The organism is Vibrio ruber DSM 16370 (assembly GCF_900163965.1).
GTDB lineage: Bacteria > Pseudomonadota > Gammaproteobacteria > Enterobacterales > Vibrionaceae > Vibrio > Vibrio ruber.
The window spans coordinates 67,183-86,043 of the sequence record NZ_FULE01000017.1; the positions used below are offsets into that span (position 1 = coordinate 67,183).

The window sequence follows — 18,861 nt, forward strand, 5'->3', positions numbered from 1 at the left end:
CGGATTTTATTGACGCGTATTTAATAGATGCAACGGATTACTTTTTCTTCTATGATCGACCCGCATTCACATCGCCCGCCCCAATGAATTCGGGTGGGCTGACATTTCAGTAGCAGAGATAATTTCAGCAGCAAAGATAAAGGTGGAAATCGTTCATGACAACACTCACACTGACCCGACCCGACGACTGGCACGTACACTTGCGGGACGGAGACGTTTTGCCAGACACAGTCAGAGATATCAGCCGCTATAACGGCCGCGCCCTGATTATGCCCAATACGGTTCCACCGACAACCACACCCGCAATGGCGCAGGCTTACCGGCAACGGATTATGGATGCTCAGCCCCGCACCGGATTCACCCCTCTGATGTCACTGTATTTAACCGATAACACGACGCCAGAAATGATCCAGCAGGCCAAATTATCCGGTGTCGTTGCCGCTAAACTGTATCCTGCCGGTGCGACCACGAATTCCGACTCGGGCGTCACCGCGGTCAGCACCATTTATCCGGTGCTCAAAGCCATGCAAGATGTGGGTATGTTGCTATTGATCCACGGTGAAGTCACTCACCATGAAGTGGATATTTTTGATCGGGAAGCGACGTTTTTGCGCGATGTTCTGGCACCGATTGTGCGCGATTTTCCTGAATTGAAGATCGTCGTTGAACACATTACCACCGCGGATGCGGTCAGATTTGTCGAACAAGCCGGCCCGAATATCGCGGCGACAATTACCGCGCACCACCTGTTGTATAACCGCAATCACATGTTAGTCGGAGGCATTAAACCCCACTATTACTGCCTGCCGATTCTCAAACGCAATACGCATCAGCAAGCGTTAATTCAAGCGGCCACCTCCGGCAACCCGAAGTTCTTCCTCGGCACCGATTCCGCCCCTCATACCAAAGCAAACAAAGAAAATGCGTGTGGCTGCGCCGGCTCTTATACCGCGCATGCTGCGATTGAACTGTATGCAGAAGTCTTTGAACAAGCCGGTAAATTAGACCATCTGGAAGGGTTCGCCAGCCACCACGGACCGGATTTCTACGGCTTACCACGCAATAGCGACACCATCACGCTGGTCAAAACCCCTTGGCAAGTTCCTGAAGTCATGCCGTTCGGTAGCGAAACCGTGGTGCCGATCCGCGCAGGTGAAACGATCGCATGGCAAGTTAAGCCCGACACCTCAGCTTGAGTTTTGTGAGCGGGCTTTGACCGCTCTGTTGCTAGAACGCTCTTTTGCAATAGATAGCCGCACCCGGTGTGCGGCTATCCCTAAATCAGAGCTCTATTTTTGCCTTCTGTTGTTCGACGATATTAAGCAACGCCTGATGAATTGACATTCGATCCACACGCCCCGCTTCCTGACAAACAAATGCAGCCCCCTCCTCCGCCAGGATTTCAATCGCTTGAGGCTTACAGTTTTGCATAAAACTAAAGTGCGATGCGCCTTTGATTTCTTTGTAAGTCAGTCGGTTCTGGTGAGTGGTTATATAAGGGAGAATTTGTAACTTCGGCGGAATCGTCTGATCGAGTTCACCACCGACGATCACGGTTTGAGCTGACAAGGCCTCTAACGATTGCGGCAATATCGCAGGCACATAGCCGGGCGCGACGGCAATTGCGTGTGTGATGCGTTTGTCCCGGTAATCACCGGAAATCAGGCTGCGCCGTCAGCTTCTCAACTGTGCTACATTATTCTTAATAAATTTGTAAATAGACAGTTGGAAAGAATCAATTACACTTATATAAACTCAATAAAAGATTCACAATCTAATGAGTACATTGTCCCTCAACGACAACGATAGATAAGGAACAAGTCAATGACTCTTTCCCTTCGTACCCGAATATTAGGTGTCAGCCTGCTCGCGGTTGCTATCACAACTGCTTATCTGGTGACCGAAACGGTAACCTCCTTGACCAATCAAATGCGTGAGTCGCTGCTAAAAGACATTCGTCACTTTGCCAGTGCATATGGCGATAACACCAGCGATTGGCTCGTAACGCGTAGAACCATTGCGAAAGCACTGGCACATAATCTGGAAAATCCGACTGACCCGTCTCCTTACGCAGCGATCAAGCAAGCCTACGAAAGTGGTAATTTTGCTTTAACCTACTACGGAAATAACGACGGAAAGATGTACCGCCAAGATCCGGCATTGGATGCTAAACGACCAGACTATGACCCTCGTAAAAAAAGCTGGTACAACGACGCCATGTCTGTCGGCGGGCCGGGAATTCTTGGGCCAAACTTAAGCTCAACGACGAAAGAATTGGTCATTATCCTCACCCACCCGGTCATGAAAGATGGTAAGCCTTATGGTACCGTTGGCGCGAACTTAAGCTTAAACCAACTATCGGACAAAGTCGCAGCGTTGGAGATTCCTGGCTCAGGTAAAGCCATGATGGTTGCAACGAATAACGATATTATCGCTCACGCTGACAAAGAAATGGTCATGAAAAAGGCCGAATCTATCTCTCCAATTTTCGCACCGGCCTCTCTTGAAAAGCTGACCAGAGAAGACCAGCTGGAAGAAGTGAATTTCAATGGCACCGATGTATTTGCTTATGCACAACGCATCCCTAACACTGATTGGAGTCTCGTCTTTACCATGAACAAAGCCGAGCTGATGGCGCCGGTTTACAAAGTATTAACGCGCCAAATGATTACAGCCTTCGTTCTGGTGGTGATCTTCGGTGCCCTCCTCTACTGGTTATTCATCGTCTTATTCAGCGACCTAACTCGTGTATCCCATGCGTTGCAAGACATTTCTAAAGGTAAAGGCGACCTGCGTGCTCGCATCGAAGTAAAACGCGCAGACGAGATTGGTATTCTTGCGCAAGGCTTTAATGACTTTGTCGGGCACATGCATGGTGTTGTCGGACGTTTGAAAGCACTTTCTACTGATGTTGCTCACGAAGCACAGCAAGTCTCAAACTCGTCCACTCAAAGTGCTTCCCGTGTCGCCAGACAGCAACAAGAAATCGATATGGTTGCCTCTGCGGTTACGGAAATGGCAATGGCAACCCATGAAATTGCCGGTAATGCCGATCAAACAGCACAAGCCGCAGCTCACTCTGTTGAACTCGGTCAAAAAGGCAGCGACCAAGTGCGGAAAAGCCGCAACTCAACTCATGAGCTGGCAACTGAAGTCAGCCGAGCTACAGAACAAATTGCAGCGTTGGATCAACACGCTCAACAAATCAGTAGCATCCTGTCTACGATCAATGGCATTGCCGAACAAACCAACTTGTTAGCACTGAACGCTGCCATCGAAGCAGCCCGAGCAGGAGAACATGGCCGGGGCTTTGCCGTCGTCGCTGATGAAGTTCGCTCCTTGTCACAAAGAACGCACTCATCTACAGAAGAAATTCAGAAAATGATTGAGTTACTACAAGAGCAAACGACCAAAGCCGTTACTTCGATGCAAAAAAGCAGCACCAAAGCGCAAACCAGTGTGACCGATGCCGATGCCGCCACTGAAAGCTTGGAAGAAATTGCCGATGCCATCGTCAGTATTTCTAACATGGCAACTCAAATTGCCACAGCGGCAGAAGAACAAACAGCGGTGACCAATGAAATCAGTCAAAACAGTGAAACCATTCGTCAGGTTGCCGCTGAACTGGCGGAAGAAAGCCAAACCGGTGTAGAACAATCGAAACGCCTCAGTCAGCTTGCAAAACAAGTTGATCATGAAGTCGGTGAGTTCCAGATCTAAATCTGCTTCGCATACTATCGGCTTCACATACTAAAGCTAAAAAGGGTCACTTCGAAGTGGCCCTTTTCTTCGCAATAACCTTAGGGACTGGCCTTCGGCTACGAGATATGACGCACGTTTAATTCTTCGATTTCAGAGGTCTTGGTATTCTCGCCAGTTCACTTTTCTAGCCTCCGGCTCCCAAATTTGACGCACAATTGCGTTTTTCGATTTCAAAAGAATTGGTACTCAGTGCGCCAGTAACTTTTGCCAAGATGCAAGCGTAACCAGAACATCTTTTTTTGTTTAGCGGAGTCGCACGTTGTCCAGAACCAGCTTTTACGGGCGTCCTGCCCGGAAAAGCTTAATCATTCTTCCTTGAATGATTTTCTTGGTTGGGTAGTTGGTTTGAATAAAGTGAAACCCTTTTGAAAAACAATGAGTCTCTGAACTCAGGAAAGTCATCGCACATCACAACGCTGTAATTTTGTACAAAACCTACCTATATCAAAAAATGTCATTGTTTATGTTAATTTTTTCTGGTGATTTTATGTATCTTATTCAATGCTATGCAAAGTATTCAGATACTTATTCGCGAATAAATGGCGCTTATCCGGGGTGGGAACGTTAGTCAATCATTTGTGAGCAAATTAGACAGCGTTGTGCTGTAATTTCTGCCGCAGTGACATTTTTCAATGGTATTTTGTCTGTTTTTTCATGCTATTAGGACAGAATTTTCAACGGGTGGCGGTAAGTTATACAGAAGTATTACTATAGAATGGTTCTGTATCATAAACTGTTACACCTCTTAATGAGATCATATGGACACTAAAAAATTACGTATTAAGTACAATAATGACTGGCCAAAACCCTTCGATTTTCCTGTTGAAGAAGCTTTCCTGAATAGGCTTCAGTCCAAGGGTCTTCAGCAAGCATTAGTCTCTTGTGATTTGGGCTACTCAGATGATTACCAATTTCAATTCTATCTAGGTTATCTGATTGATGCTCTTGATATGCTTCCTAAACGTCCTGATCTAGCATTTGATCATGTTTGGAAAGCGTTAGACTCCGAATTTTTCCTTGTACAGCAAGAGATAGGAAACCAAAATTGTTCGCGATTTGATGGATTTGTCGATCGCATCCTAAATGATGGAAAATCTTCAGCAGTATTTCTAAATTATATGCCTATAATTCCATATCAGACATGCGAATATGCTGCGAAAAGAGTTATCGAAGCATCTAACGAAGCTGACAAACATGCTAAAACATTATTCTCTAGGGCTAAGAGTTCGCTAGGGGCTAGTTTCGTCGAAAAATTTGTAGCCAAGTACCCACCGGGGGCGAATGGCAAGCCTACACCAGCCGATCAAAGAAAGGCTGGTCGGCTATTAAAGTTAATTTTTAGCGGTAATGAAGTTGATCTTGCTGGTGATATTTTTTCATTTTCAGATGAGGAGATATCAAAATTTCTTATAAAAGTAGTCTTAGCGAACTCCAGGAATGAGAGGTTTCATGGTGGTGTTTTTCCGCCATTCAGAAGTAGTTCAGCAAAATTGGCTACATATGCCCATGCCTATTACTTGCTGCACATTTCATATGGGCTGTTACTCGATGTGTTCCTATATAGGGATCACGGCGTCGTTCAATCGAGTGAGGTGGTCTCGATTATGAACAATAACTCAACATTATTTAGCCTCCTTTTTGGTGAGTTGAGCTAGGTGTAACAAGTCAAAGCCGCGCTGCTGTTTGAGGCGTTATATTTCAAGCGGAAATAACCTCTCAAGAAGAAACTTATTTTGAGGATCACTGTTGCCTATTCAAATCCTCAAAAAAGTCAAAAAAGTCAAAAAAAAGGAATTGAATTGATATGGAATTACAGAATGTCTTAACATTTATTATGGTTGCTACTTTGTTGGTGATCTCTCCCGGGCCAAACGGTTTTCTTATCGCTAAAACGGTTTCGACTTCAGGGCGTAGCGCAGGATTTGCGAATGTTTGGGGCTTTGTAACCGCCTTCTACGTTCATGGAACTCTATCAATATTCGGTATTTCAGTTTTTTTACTTCATTGTGCAGAAGCATTTTATATATTGAAGATCGTGGGTGCTGCTTATCTGATATGGCTGGGAGTAAAATCCCTACGTAACGTGTCGAAAATCAGTGAAATAGAATTGAGCGATCATGATATCAATAGCCCCAAATATGGGTCGATTCATAAGGCCTATATCGAAGGGTTCTTAACCAATGTGTTAAATCCGAAGGTCTCTATTTTTTATCTGGCAGCGTTCCCTCAGTTTTTAACTGTGAACGATAGTGCATTGAGTGCTTATGCTTTGGTTAGCGCCCATGCTGCAATTAATTTTATGTGGTTTTCAGCAATGATTTTGCTGTTATCAGGGATGAAAAAGGCAACTAACAGCATCAAGTTCAGAAAATGGCTGAGTTCTGTAACCGGTGTAATTTTTATTGGTTTCGGTGCCAAGTTGGCATTCTTAAAACCATAAAATACGACGAACAGTAATTGGTAATACAGCGGATTTAAATTGTAAGATCCGCGCTTAATCGTGTCTGTGCTAAAGCTAATCGCTTTTTGGAATGGATATAGGTATTTCTACGGGGTTTTTGTGCGTAATTTTTTCATTATTCTCTTGTCATTAGGCTATCTTTTTTCTCCAACACTATTATTTATAAATGGCTATTTTGAAATCGACCTGATTAGAAATCATTTAGAATCACTATTGAATATAGAAAAGTGGCAATTTGGGGCAACAGCGCTGTTATTTGCGGTGTGGTGGTTAATCGCATTTGGGCTTTACTCCAAAGGAAAATCATATTACCTCAATGATTTAGCCGGCATTTTAGGGGTGGCTTTTGCAATGCTGTCTCTATCGGGGATGGCATTTTGGCCTCATAAAGTTCTGGTACTATTTTTTATGGTTTCAGGCTTTCTATGTATCTACTGTGTCAGTGTTCCAATTTATAAATGGTTCTTCAGAACGCTTAAGCAGAAAGAGTTTGAGCTGGCGCTCTTGTCAGCATTCATTGTGGCCTTAGCTCTCTATATTCTTGATGGTTACGCCAGTATTTGGCTCAATCAGATTTTTGGTGTGAGTGCTCAGTATTTTAGTTTCACGAAACCTATCGCGATGCTGCTTATTCTTACACCTTGGCTGGCATTAATTTCTTTTGTACTGATTATCGTACTCACGATTTATTACTCCATCGGCAATAAGTCGCAATCTTCCAAAATCGCCATTTATAAATCCAAGGCTCAAAAAGGCAATTCTCGAATTTTTCGGGTTTGTCTCAGAAAAGATAACGGGCACAATTTCTATTCAGTGAACAAAATCATGGCTTGCTATGTCATCTTAATTTTAAGTATGGCTTTTGGCAGTCGTGCGACTGAAACGGCAGTTCTCGTGGCGAGTAAATTTGATTTTGATGCGAAAACACCTTGCAAAGAAAGTCAGGCTGCTCAAGGTGGTATTGTTTTGGATCCCGCGTTAAATCATGTATTGGTCAAAGTTGTCGCGTCTGGAAAAACAGATTTCATCGTGAAAGCGTGCACACTGAATTAATTTTTCCAGACGGATATTTTTGCCTTGCGATCTATCGAAAGGAAATGGGGCGTAATCAGAGAAGTCATTAGCATCGACAAAAGTCATTGCGCCCCAACACCTTAGCATGATTGAGAAATCGCCCTCACTCAGCAGAGCGGGCAAAACGGCGGTGTCCCCATGTCCAGACACCGGCGAGGATTAATCCGGCCAGAAAACCGATAAGACTCTGCCCCACCAGACGCCCGACAGACTGCATCAGATAAATATCCGGTATGCCGTGGATCAGAGATTCAATCCCGTGATGCAGCAAAACCACCTGATGGGTAATGATACTGCCGCCAACCAGAAACATCGCCAGCGTACCGACCACGGTCAGGAGCTTCATAAACCGCGGAGCTGCGTGAATCAGCATCTGCCCGATCACATGTAAAATCCCCCGGCTGCGGGAACGTCGTTCGAGATAGAACCCAAGGTCATCGAGTTTGACAATCCCGGCGACCAATCCATACACACCGGCGGTCATTAATATCGCGACAAAACTCATCACTAAGATCTGATTTAACGCGGTCTGCCCCTGCACGGTTCCCAAGGCAATGACAATAATCTCTGCCGACAGAATAAAATCGGTGCGGATCGCTCCTGCGACTTTGCGCTTTTCGTAGGCTTCAAGAGACAGAGATTCCGCTTCTTCTTCGGGTTCCGCGTCCTGATGCGGTGAATGACCATACTTTTCAATCACCTTCTCTGCCCCTTCGAAACAGAGGTATAACCCACCAATCAACAGTAACGGCATAATCAGCCACGGGGCGATTTGGCTAAGTCCCCATGCAATCGGCACAAGGATGACTTTATTACGCAGCGAGCCTTTGGCAACAGCCCACACCACCGGGATTTCACGTTCCGCGGCCACCCCGGAGACTTGCTGCGCATTGAGCGCCAGATCATCCCCCAACACCCCGGCCGTTTTTTTGGCAGCCACTTTCGACATCACCGCAATGTCGTCGAGTAGGGTCGCGATATCATCCAGAAGGGTAAGTAAGCTGACTCCGGCCATACAGGTTCTCTTATTCGTAATTCAACTAAAATGTGACGCTTATCATGAACTGATTCGTACATTAAGACAAGCACATCAATCCGGTACCACATCACGACAAAATAACAGCAGAATCAGGAAATAACGAGTGGAGACTTACTCATCAAGTACGAGAAAACGGTGCTTATACTGTTCTGGCGTCACACCGGCGTACTTTTTAAACATACTGATAAACGGGCTGGCCTGACGGTAACCAAGCGTATACGCGACCTCTTTGACTGAGCAGCCGTGACGCAGCAACTCCATTGAATACAGATAGCGCACCCGCATCCGCCATTCGGTGAAACTCATCCCCAATTCACTCTGACAACAGCGTGCCAGCGTACGTTCGGTGGTATGAACCCGCTCCGCCCAGATTTTCAAACTGGTATCGTCGGCTGGGTTGTCTTCGACCGCAGCCAAAATGGGGGAGAGATATTTATGCGTGGATGAGGGCAAAAAGTGGAGTTCGGTCTCCTGCGCGGACAGTTGATCGAGCAGAACATCCACCAGCCGCTGATCGGCTTCACTCTGCGGTACACTCACTTGCCGCTGACGAAAATCTTCAATAATCGCCTGCACAATCGGGGTAATTTTCAGCAGACTGGTTTGTTCAGGAAATGCTGCCGTCAGAGGCTGATCAATATTGAGCGAACAGTAGTCGAGGGGTTTGCGGTTATAGCTGCGATGTACGACACCGGCCGGTACCCAAATCGCCAGATGTGGCGGTGCAAGAAACCGTGTTTGCTCGGCTTCCATTTCTAAAATGCCGCCGGAAATCAGTTGCACCTGTCCCCAGGGATGGCTGTGAATACGTGTCTCCGTATTCGAAACAAACGCTTCGAAATTCATAAAAACATCTGACGGAGCCTGTTTCACGGCAAACTGAGGATGAAGCCGCCAAGCCGATTTTTCTTTTTTCATCCCGACCTCATCTCATCGACAGCGTTTCACATGCCCGCCAGCGTTAAACTCACTGCGCACTGCATAAACGAATGATGATATCAATCGTTTGCAACATCCGTTGCAATGATTTCCCAGCTATGACGCATTTCCACGCCTTGACCGAGCATCAGACAAACCGAGCAGTATTTCTCCAGTGAATCCGCTGTCACTTGACTGACAATCGCCGGATCCAATGCTTCACCGGAAACCTGAAAATGGATATGGATCTGCGTAAACAGACGCGGTGCTGTGTCCCGACGTTCTGTGGTCAGCTTCGCCCGGCAGTCAGTCACACGTTGCCCGGCGGATTTCAACCCGTCAACTACATCGACCGAGCTACACCCGCCGGCTGCCATCAGTACCATTTCCATCGGACTCGGTGCTGTTTTGCCGCCGCTGCCATCCATCACAATTGAATGACCCGATGCAGACTGACCCATAAATTTCAATCCATCAACCCAAGTAACCTCAGCTTGCATATACTTCACCTTCATCTGTTGAAAAACGCCGCTTATCCTACACGCCGCTAAACGGAATGCAAATAGAAAACCCCATCAAGCGAGGCTTGATGGGGTTTCTGTTCTTACTTGCAGCAATCCGGCTACTCAATGTGCTCCCTGCATCTATTCCCTGATAGTCTGCTGAGTCCTTCAGCGCATTCCATTACATCGCCATCTTGGCGTGTGTCCCTTTGCGATCCATGCCGATGAGTCATCCTGAACCATCGAATCTTCTTCCTGAAGATGACCAATCCTTGGGCCTTATCCTGTTCCGTGTCAGCATCCTACCGACAGTTTCAGAATACGCGAATTCGATTTTTGTGCAAATCATCGGGCCAGAAACGATCACCCCGACGCACCTCATACAAATAAAAAAGTATATATTAATCATATGATTAATATTATAAATTGCGTATAAGGCTGACAAACAAACAGCCATTTCTCACAATCCATGTAAGAGATCTCTTACAAAATTAATCCTAAAAATTCCCCGGTTCCCTCCACACGGGATTCAATATAAACTGCGTAATATCAATATCAGCGAAAATCACATAGGGTTGTCAGACAATGATGTCAAAATGGGTTCACCGCTTCTATCAGATGGCCGAACTGGTCTCGTCTTGGAGTAAAGATCCGTCCACTCAGGTTGGTGCCGTAATTGCCAAACAAAACCGAATCGTCTCGGTCGGATTCAATGGCTATCCTCATGGCATATCCGACAGCGTCGATATCGATGATCGGGATATGAAATATCTGAAAACCCTGCACGCGGAGGAAAATGCAATTCTCTTCGCCAAGCGCGATCTGGATGGTTGTGAGATTTATGTCACACACTTCCCCTGCCCTAACTGCGCTGCCAAAATTATTCAGACTGGGATCACCACCGTTTACTGTCCTGAGCAGAGCACGGATTTTCTCTCTCGTTGGGGCGATAAAATTCAGGTCAGTCAGGATATGTTCAATCAGGCCGGAGTCCAAGTCTGCTGGATACCGCTCATCGAGCTGAACAACCGCACCGAGAGCAATACCCGTTAACCCGGAGCTGTCCCGGAGAAGATACAACGGTGCAGCTTATCGGGATGACGACACCTGAAGTGAGTTCAGCATTTCAAGCAACTGTTCCGCTTTATAAGGCTTGGGCAGGTATGCATCCATACCTGCCTCATAGCATTTAGTGATATCTTCATCGAGTACACTAGCCGTCAGGGCGATAATCGGCACATGCCCGCGTTGATTTTCAATTTCCCAGTGGCGAATTTTACGTGTCGCCGTAAAACCATCCATCACTGGCATCATACAATCCATCAACACTGCGGTATACTGGCCGCCCTGCGTAATCACATCTAATGCTTCCTGCCCATTATTGACCACGGTATATTCAAAATCGGCTTTATCAAGAAAGAAACTGGCAATCTTCTGATTCATCAGGTTATCTTCCACCACTAACACTCGCTTCGCCAGCCGATCAGCCGCCAGTTTGCTTTTTTCAGGTATCGATTGATGGAGTGACGGATGCTTGTCCCGCAGTGCTGATTCCATGCGGGCTCCCAAAAACGGTAGGGTAATATTGGCATCGCTCAGGCTCACTAACGCCCGGTTTAAGAATAAGTGGTGCTGACAGGTGACAATTCTTACTGACGGGAAAAGCTGACGGAGCTTTTCAATATCTTGACTGGCATTGCGGGTCAGACAGGGACAATACAAAATAATATCTAATGAGCGGTCAAGCTGCTGACCGATGTCATCCAATGACTCGACTCGGTTCAGTTCTCCGCCGAGTCGTTGGCACTCCTGATGAATTTGCGCACTGTAAACTGAACTGTTTGAAATCAGTAATGCACGAAATGCAAATGGCTCAGGCTTCGGTTGCTCCGCAGGTAGCTTGAGCGGCAGACGCACCTCAAAACAACTCCCTTTGCCCTTGACTGATTCAACCGTCAGCGAACCGTTCATCAGTGTCAGTAACTGCTTACAAATCGGCAGACCTAATCCGGTACCGCCATAACGGCGGGTGATACTGTCATCCTCTTGACTAAACGGTTCGAAGATTTGCTCGATTTTCTCCTCTTCGATCCCAATGCCAGTATCTTTAATCCGGCAAATGAGCGTTAAGTCCGCTTCCTGAAACAGGATTTCCGTTCTGATCTTACCTTCACGGGTAAATTTCACCGCATTGGACAACAGATTCATTAAAATTTGTCTGATTCGAAACTCATCAGCAATAACAAGCGTCGGTAGTTTCGGATCCAGTGAGATTTGTAGCTCATTAAATTGCGCAACCGCCTTGGAATTCAGCATATTGACAGCGTCATAAACAAGCTCTTTGATATTGAAAGAGTGCGGAGAAATCGCCAGCCGGCCGGATTCAATTTTAGACAGGTCTAAAATGTCATTGATGAGGATCAGCAAGGTTTGTGAAGAGACTTCGATATCCGCAATCACTTCTTTTTGTGCTGCGGTCAGCTCATGCTGCATCCTGAGCATTTCCGTTAAGCCGATAATCCCGTTCAGTGGTGTGCGGATTTCATGAGACATATTGGCAAGAAAGGCACTTTTTGCCCGGTTGGCAGAGACGGCCTCTTCTTTCGCTTGCACCAGATGGGTTTTCTGCTCGGTCAGTGTCTGCATCACATCGTTCATACCAATCGCAAAACGGGCAAACTCGTCATAACCATCGACGGGAATCTTCTCTACATGGCTGAGCTGTGATTTTTCATTGATCTGTGCCATCGCATGTAAAATCCGGCTCAGTCGGGTAGAGATACGATAAGATGTGCTAATACTCAGAAATATCAGTCCAGACAAAGTCAGGATGACCAGCACGATGGCCAGATAGATAAACTGTTCGTCACGGTTCACTAAGGTCTGAATTTTTTGTGATAACGTCTTAGCGTAACCGAGTACCAGTTGACGCAATGCATCTTGCTTGCGTTCAAGGCTGTTTATATATTTATCGAGAATCTGTGGTTCAATCCGGTCATAAAGCACCTTGTCTCTTAAAATACTGGCCTGTTGAAATTCCTGCTGCGACAGGAATTTTGTCATCTGATTCAGTTGCGCATCACTGGCACCGAAATTGACAAAATATTCCAAATAGGTTTGCTGTCTCGCAAGAATTTCAAAATATTCTTGGCGCATGAAGGCATCAACGCGATGCTTGGTGCGGATCTCCTGCATCAACCAAGTTTCTCGCTCAATCCAGTACAGGAACCAGCTTAACTGACCAAATGTGATTTCCATTTGATAAATATGTGTCGGCGCTAAATCTCCGGATTGCTTTTGCAAAGCAACCATCATTTCATAGATTAAATCAAATCCCCACAATGACTGAGCCATCAAGGCATCATCCTGAATGCCGTCCAGCCGTTCTGTCAGTTTTGCCAGTTCATCGAGATTGGAGATAACCACCTGTTGCTCACCATAAGTCAGTAAACTGCCCTGCCCCTGTTTCAGCGCCACCGCAATATTTTTCGTTGTCTGATGAAACAGTGACAAATGATGAGGCTCGATGACACCGGTTTCCTGCCGGAGATTCAGTAACTGGTAAAACTGATCGGACAATGTAGAAACTTTCTCTAAAATCGAGACACGTGATATCGTATTGGCGTATCCGGTCATGCGGTTTTCAACTTGAATGAACCACTGATACGCCCCCCAACTGATCATGATGACCGGCACGATGCATAACACAATCAGTCGGTTTTTTATCGATAAATATTTGAGTACCGACATAATTTCTTCCTTGAAACTTTACGGAGCTAGCCTACTTTTTAAATATAGACGTTATAGAATGAGTTGCCTGAACTTAATCTTACTGCAACGGAGAACTGTATTTGCGTATTGTCGCTACTTGGTGGATGTTTTGTTGTTTATTATTCAGTACACCCTGTATTGCAGATCCATTCGCGATTATTACTAAGACAAATGCGCTGCCGTTACTCACCGATACTCAGGTCAAAATGCTCTACCGGGGGCGACTGACTCATATTAACGGCACTCATGTTCAATTGGCCGATTTGCCTGCCGACTCGACCATCAGGGCACATTTCTACCATCGCCTACTGGGGAAATCACCGACACAAATGCAGGCTATTCGGGCCAGACAAAGCTTTTCCGGTAAATTTATTCCCCCTTATGAATTATACAATGAGGACATGACTACCATCAGTCAGTGGTTGGATGAACATCCAAACGGCATTATCTATGTTCCTCAAAGTTGGATTTCAGATCAGGTTCGCATTCTTTATCGTTTTAGTGACGGGGACTCGCAATGAAGCATTGGATAATTTTCGTCTTAGTCTGGATGGCCATGTTCAAAACCAGTGCACAACAATACGAATTTAACGACGCGATTCGTCTCAGCGGTTTTGGTACATTCAGCCTCAGTCGTTCTGACAACCATGTGCCTGTTTTTACCTACCGTGATATACATGATGAATGGTGTGCAGACTGTGACAGTACCCTTGGCCTGCAACTCGACTGGGTTATCAATGATCAGTTACGCAGTTCGGTTCAGGCCGTCAAACGCCCTCAAGACGATTATTCAGATCCGGAGCTCGAATGGGCTTATCTGGCTTATACACAAGGCAATTCAACCCTGAAACTCGGTCGGCTCAGAATCCCGATGTTTTTACTGTCGGAGTATTATTATGTATCGGCAGCCTACCCGTGGATTCGTCCGCCTCATGATATATACGACAGCTTTGCCGGAGTGACTCACTACAACGGTGCGGCATACGAGTGGCAATACTGGCCGACCGAGCAATTACAGCTCAAAATTTCCCCCTACATTGCCGCAGCAGAAGAAAATGATTATCAATTCTTCGGCAAACCTTTCACACTTGATAGTAACAGTGCTTATGGCTTAACCGTGGATCTGTTGCAAGACGATCATCAACTTCACCTGTCCTATTTATCGGTCGATTCAGATCAGAAACAAAATGGTACCACGGTTTATCATTATGACTTGAATATGCTGTCGGCCGGGTTCAACTATTTGTATCGGGGTTATAACATTGCCATGGAAACATTGTATGACTCGGGACTCTTTGCAGACTGGTACTTAGGGATTTCGCGCGATATGGGCAATTGGCTCCCTTACGTTCAGTACGGGCAATTGCGCGGCCACGCGAACCAAACTTATCTGCTTGGGGTCCGTTATCCGCTCACCCCGCGATTGGTTGTCAATGCGGAATGGGAATATGTCCGCAGCCCACGCACCCCACTCAGTGGTCATTTTACGCAGGTGCAGACCACCCCGATTGAGAATGACAGTCACATTTTCACACTCGCACTGTCATTCACGTTCTAATGTATATTCTGGACTGAAGAGTCATTCAGTTAACGTTTATAGTGACACTTTGTTTATAGTGACACTTTCAGATCCGAACGGATCCGGCTTGAACAAGCCAACACGTAACCGTCACGGATTTCCGCTTCACTGAGCGTCTCTTGACTGGAAAACTCAATTTGCCCCTGTTCAACCCGGCACTTGCACGACCCGCAGATACCACTACGACAAGCAGCGATCACCGGTACACCTGCCGATTCCAGAACATCTAACAACGAGTCCCCAGCCTGCGCATCAGCAGAAACGCCAAAACCGGGAACTTCGACCGTAACTGCTGTGTTACTCTCTTCACCATCAGCCTGCAATGAGTCTGTCCCGATTGATTCTGCACTGAATCGCTCCTGATAACAGTCCGACATTTGAAACCCAATCTGATCGAGATAAGCAGTGACATCTTGCATAAAGCGCTCAGGCCCGCACAGGTAGACTGTTCTTTCCAGAATATCCGGGCACAGTTTCAACAGATAGTCCTGATCCAACCGCCCTTGCATGTGCGCACTATCCCCGGCCTGTTTGAGCAATAATTTCAGATGAAATGACGGATGAACCGTATTCAGATGTAACAGCTCTTCGTAGTAAATGGTATTGAGCACATCACGGGCAATATGAATAAATACGATATCGACACCGCCTCGTGAGAGCCAGTCAGCCGCCATCGACATGACCGGAGTAATACCACATCCGGCACTGATCAGGGCGACACGCTCCCGGTGCGTACAGTCAACATTGTTAAACGCACCTTGGGGTTTCAGCAACTGAACCCGATCCCCCGAACTCAGATGGTCGATCACATGATTGGACACTTTACCGCCCTCGACACGTTTGACCGTGAACTTCATCATAGTCTGCTCTGGCAATGAACTGATCGAATAGGCGCGATACTCAACTTTACCGTCAATCTCAAAACCTAAACTGGCGAACTGACCGGGTTTAAAATGAAAATGGCGGGCATTCTCTGGGCAAGCCAGCACAAAACTCACGGTATCCGGTGTTTCATGCCACTTCTCGGTACAGACTAATGCAACAGGCGTATCAAAATCCTCTGCGATCATCGTTATACTCCCTCTTAAATGATGGTTACTTTTTGAATTGGGGGAAGAACAGAAATGCGTCTCCCGGTTTCCCGAGAGAGCGCAAGTGATGCATGATAATGCATATTAATCATGCTGCAAGGATTGTATTCAGGTCATTATCCACGGTGGTAATACTGCGCATATCAAATTCACTTTGCAGAATTGCCATCAAATTTGGGGTCAGAAACGCAGGCGCGGACGGGCCGGTATAAATCCCTTTCACACCCAAGGCAAGCAACGTCAGTAAAATCACGATGGCCTTCTGTTCAAACCATGACAACACCAACGTCAGCGGTAAATCATTGACACCGCATTCGAACTCACTCGCCAATGCCAGCGCAAGTTGAATGGCGGAATAGGCATCGTTACATTGGCCGACATCCAATAAACGCGGGATACCGTTGATGTCACCGAAATCATTTTTGTTGAAACGATATTTGCCGCATGCAAGTGTCAGAATCACGCTATCTTGCGGCGCTTTCTCGGTAAACTCGGTATAGTAACTTCTTTCTGCCTTATCACCGTCGCATCCGCCAACCAGGAAGAAATGTTTAATGTTGCCCTGTTTGATTTGATCAATGACCGCAGGTGCGGCTTGCATCAATGCATTCCGGCCAAATCCGATGGTGATGAAATGCTCGATTTCATCATGACGGAAGCCTTCTAGCTCAAGCGCACACTTGATCACTTCACTAAAATCATCCCCTTCAATGTGCTGCACACCCGGCCAGCCGACGATACTGCGGGTAAAAATCCGCTCGGCATACTGACCGACATTCGGATTCAGCAAGCAGTTAGAGGTCATGACTATCGCACCGGGGAAATTGGCAAACTCTTTCTGCTGATTCTGCCACGCACTGCCGTAGTTACCGACCAGATGCGGGTACTTTTTCAATTCGGGATAGGCATGAGCCGGCAGCATTTCCCCATTGGTATAGACATTAATTCCCAGCCCTTCAGTCTGCTGAAGAATTTTCTCCAGATCGTGCAGATCGTGTCCGGAGACTAGAATACATTTACCTTTCACCGATTTTACATTGACGGTTGTCGGTTCCGGATGTCCGAAAGTATCGGTCTCGCCTTTATCGAGCATTTCCATGATCTTAAAGTTCATCAGCCCGATTTCCATTGCGGTATCGAGCAATGATTTCGCCTCTTCCGGATCACTGCCTAACCAAGCCATAATCTTGTGGTATTGCCCGTACATCTCTGCATCTGTCTGTCCCAGCACCCGGGCATGTTCCAGATAAGCGGCAGCACCTTTCAAGCCGTACAGACACAAAAGTCTTAAGCCGATGATATCTTCATGTAATGCGCTTTGGCCGCGATTCACTGCCGCATCCGGTGCCAATGACAGCAATTCATCGCGACTTTCCGGCAGATCAATCAGTGCCGCAGTGTAAGGGGTCGGGATTTCGATATCGTGCAATACCGCAGCAGCCTGCACCCGCTCAGCCAGTGACCGACGATATTGATTTGATTCAATCGCCAGTTCGACAATCCGTTCCGGATCAAAATTGACATTGGTTAATGTTGAGAAGAATGCTTTAGGTGCCCATTGATCAATCACCGGATCAATCACACCACAACGCCGACCGAGATTTGCCCAGAAAGAAACCCCTTGCAGTGAATAGACCAATACATCTTGAAGATCAGATACTTCGGCAGTTTTACCACACATGCCCTGAGCATAGGCACAACCTTTTCCTGCCGGGGTTTGAATAGTCTGTTCACATTGAATACAAAACATAGGCTCGCTCCAGATATTGTTGTATGAATTCATTTTAATTCCGGAGCGAAAGTGGCATAAACCATGCCATTAAAAAATTATATATTTTTCATATACTTATGATAAAACCCTTACAATATACAAGTCATTTTAACACACTTAATTCATCCATAAAGACACATAAGAGTCATAATGACACAAATTAAAAATTGATTTAAATCAAATATTTACTACAATTCGGCAAGCCAGTGCAATCAGTACCACACCAGAAATCCGATCAATCAGCACCGCTTTGCGCTTTAAACGCGTTAAAACCGCCGAACTGGAGAACAATAGCGCCAACAAGGTGTACCATAATCCATCGACCAACAGCGGTGTCATCACCACAATCGCGCGGCTCGAAACATCATGGCTCAGGGTAATAAACTGGCTGAATAACGCGGTAAAAAACAAGGCAATTTTCGGATTTAACATCGAGATCATCAACCCCTCTTTGGCAGATTGCCATAGCGAAACCCGGATGCCGGTATCAACACTTGAGGCGACTCCGCCCTGAGAGCGCAGCGCCTTCCACCCCAAATAAGCCAGATAAACAGCCCCAATCAAACTAATTGCCTGAAACAACCACAGCGCCTTTTGCAATACAATCGACAGACCAATGATTGTCAAAAAAGCGTACGCTCCGATCCCCAGCGCATGGGCCCATGCCGTTGCAATACCATTCAGCCGCCCGCCAGCAAGTGTGTGTTTGGTTACCATCGCCAGACTCGGCCCCGGAGACATCGCCCCCAACAGAGAAATTGTAAACAGTGATAACCACGCTGAAAATGCCATATGTGATAAATCCTTATAAAATGAGTTGTTATTGCTTAACTGTTATGATTCAACCGTTATCGCTTCAACAAAGATTGCCCCGCTGCAAACCGACGTGGTT

The 18,861-nt window shown here is 46.3% G+C and carries 16 protein-coding genes; 8 read left to right on the plus strand and 8 right to left on the minus strand.

What is annotated here, in order from left to right:
- Positions 1–155: 155 nt before the first annotated feature.
- The gene (gene pyrC / locus VR7878_RS06795; RefSeq protein WP_077334637.1) at positions 156–1,196 is read left to right on the plus strand and encodes a dihydroorotase; all 1,041 of its coding nucleotides are present in this window, start codon (positions 156–158) and stop codon (positions 1,194–1,196) included.
- A gap of 85 nt (positions 1,197–1,281) precedes the next feature.
- Here pyrC and VR7878_RS06800 read toward each other — a convergent pair whose 3' ends face one another.
- Complete coding sequence (locus VR7878_RS06800; RefSeq protein ID WP_159440440.1) at positions 1,282–1,590, minus strand: alpha/beta hydrolase; 309 nt, start codon at positions 1,588–1,590, stop codon at positions 1,282–1,284.
- Positions 1,591–1,824: 234 nt separating this feature from the next.
- On the opposite strand from VR7878_RS06800, the gene VR7878_RS06805 reads away from it, so the two are divergent.
- The 4 genes from VR7878_RS06805 (at position 1,825) to VR7878_RS06820 (ending at position 7,276) form a co-directional block, all read left to right on the plus strand.
- Positions 1,825–3,720 (plus strand): methyl-accepting chemotaxis protein, encoded by a 1,896-nt coding sequence (locus VR7878_RS06805; RefSeq protein WP_077334641.1) that lies wholly within the window; start codon positions 1,825–1,827, stop codon positions 3,718–3,720.
- Positions 3,721–4,520: 800 nt separating this feature from the next.
- Complete coding sequence (locus tag VR7878_RS06810; RefSeq protein WP_077334643.1) at positions 4,521–5,417, plus strand: hypothetical protein; 897 nt, start codon at positions 4,521–4,523, stop codon at positions 5,415–5,417.
- A gap of 149 nt (positions 5,418–5,566) precedes the next feature.
- Positions 5,567–6,202, plus strand: a complete 636-nt coding sequence (locus VR7878_RS06815) for a LysE family translocator (protein ID WP_077334645.1) — start codon at positions 5,567–5,569, stop codon at positions 6,200–6,202.
- Positions 6,203–6,322: 120 nt separating this feature from the next.
- Positions 6,323–7,276 carry a hypothetical protein gene (locus VR7878_RS06820; protein WP_077334646.1) on the plus strand — a complete coding sequence of 318 codons (954 nt, stop codon included), beginning with the start codon at positions 6,323–6,325 and terminating at the stop codon, positions 7,274–7,276.
- Between the two features lie 124 nt (positions 7,277–7,400).
- Here the strand turns inward: VR7878_RS06820 and VR7878_RS06825 are convergent, their stop codons facing one another.
- The 3 genes from VR7878_RS06825 to VR7878_RS06835 all read right to left on the minus strand — a co-directional run bounded on the left by VR7878_RS06825 (position 7,401) and on the right by VR7878_RS06835 (position 9,754).
- The gene (locus VR7878_RS06825) at positions 7,401–8,312 is read right to left on the minus strand and encodes a DUF808 domain-containing protein (RefSeq protein WP_077334648.1); all 912 of its coding nucleotides are present in this window, start codon (positions 8,310–8,312) and stop codon (positions 7,401–7,403) included.
- A 135-nt stretch (positions 8,313–8,447) separates the two neighbouring features.
- A complete protein-coding gene (locus VR7878_RS06830) occupies positions 8,448–9,254 on the minus strand; it encodes an AraC family transcriptional regulator (RefSeq protein WP_077334650.1) in 807 nt (268 codons plus the stop codon).
- An 80-nt stretch (positions 9,255–9,334) separates the two neighbouring features.
- Positions 9,335–9,754: an OsmC family protein gene (locus VR7878_RS06835; RefSeq protein ID WP_077334652.1), complete on the minus strand. Its 420-nt coding sequence runs from the start codon at positions 9,752–9,754 to the stop codon at positions 9,335–9,337.
- Between the two features lie 588 nt (positions 9,755–10,342).
- Between VR7878_RS06835 and VR7878_RS06840 the strand changes: the two genes are divergently transcribed.
- Positions 10,343–10,810 (plus strand): dCMP deaminase family protein, encoded by a 468-nt coding sequence (locus tag VR7878_RS06840; RefSeq protein WP_077334654.1) that lies wholly within the window; start codon positions 10,343–10,345, stop codon positions 10,808–10,810.
- Positions 10,811–10,846: 36 nt separating this feature from the next.
- Here VR7878_RS06840 and VR7878_RS06845 read toward each other — a convergent pair whose 3' ends face one another.
- Positions 10,847–13,507, minus strand: a complete 2,661-nt coding sequence (locus VR7878_RS06845; RefSeq protein WP_077334656.1) for a hybrid sensor histidine kinase/response regulator — start codon at positions 13,505–13,507, stop codon at positions 10,847–10,849.
- Positions 13,508–13,608: 101 nt separating this feature from the next.
- On the opposite strand from VR7878_RS06845, the gene VR7878_RS06850 reads away from it, so the two are divergent.
- Positions 13,609–14,049 (plus strand): hypothetical protein, encoded by a 441-nt coding sequence (locus tag VR7878_RS06850; RefSeq protein WP_235862856.1) that lies wholly within the window; start codon positions 13,609–13,611, stop codon positions 14,047–14,049.
- Positions 14,046–15,086, plus strand: a complete 1,041-nt coding sequence (locus VR7878_RS06855) for a porin family protein (protein ID WP_077334660.1) — start codon at positions 14,046–14,048, stop codon at positions 15,084–15,086. Before VR7878_RS06850 ends, VR7878_RS06855 begins: the two co-directional genes overlap by 4 nt.
- A 53-nt stretch (positions 15,087–15,139) precedes the next feature.
- Here VR7878_RS06855 and VR7878_RS06860 read toward each other — a convergent pair whose 3' ends face one another.
- The 3 genes from VR7878_RS06860 to VR7878_RS06870 form a co-directional block, all read right to left on the minus strand.
- Positions 15,140–16,177 carry an FAD-binding oxidoreductase gene (locus VR7878_RS06860; protein ID WP_077334662.1) on the minus strand — a complete coding sequence of 346 codons (1,038 nt, stop codon included), beginning with the start codon at positions 16,175–16,177 and terminating at the stop codon, positions 15,140–15,142.
- Positions 16,178–16,286: 109 nt separating this feature from the next.
- On the minus strand, positions 16,287–17,948 hold the full coding sequence (hcp, locus tag VR7878_RS06865) for a hydroxylamine reductase (RefSeq protein WP_077334664.1): 1,662 nt from the start codon (positions 17,946–17,948) through the stop codon (positions 16,287–16,289).
- Between the two features lie 198 nt (positions 17,949–18,146).
- Positions 18,147–18,761 (minus strand): LysE family translocator, encoded by a 615-nt coding sequence (locus VR7878_RS06870; RefSeq protein ID WP_077334666.1) that lies wholly within the window; start codon positions 18,759–18,761, stop codon positions 18,147–18,149.
- Between the last annotated feature and the right edge of the window lie 100 nt (positions 18,762–18,861).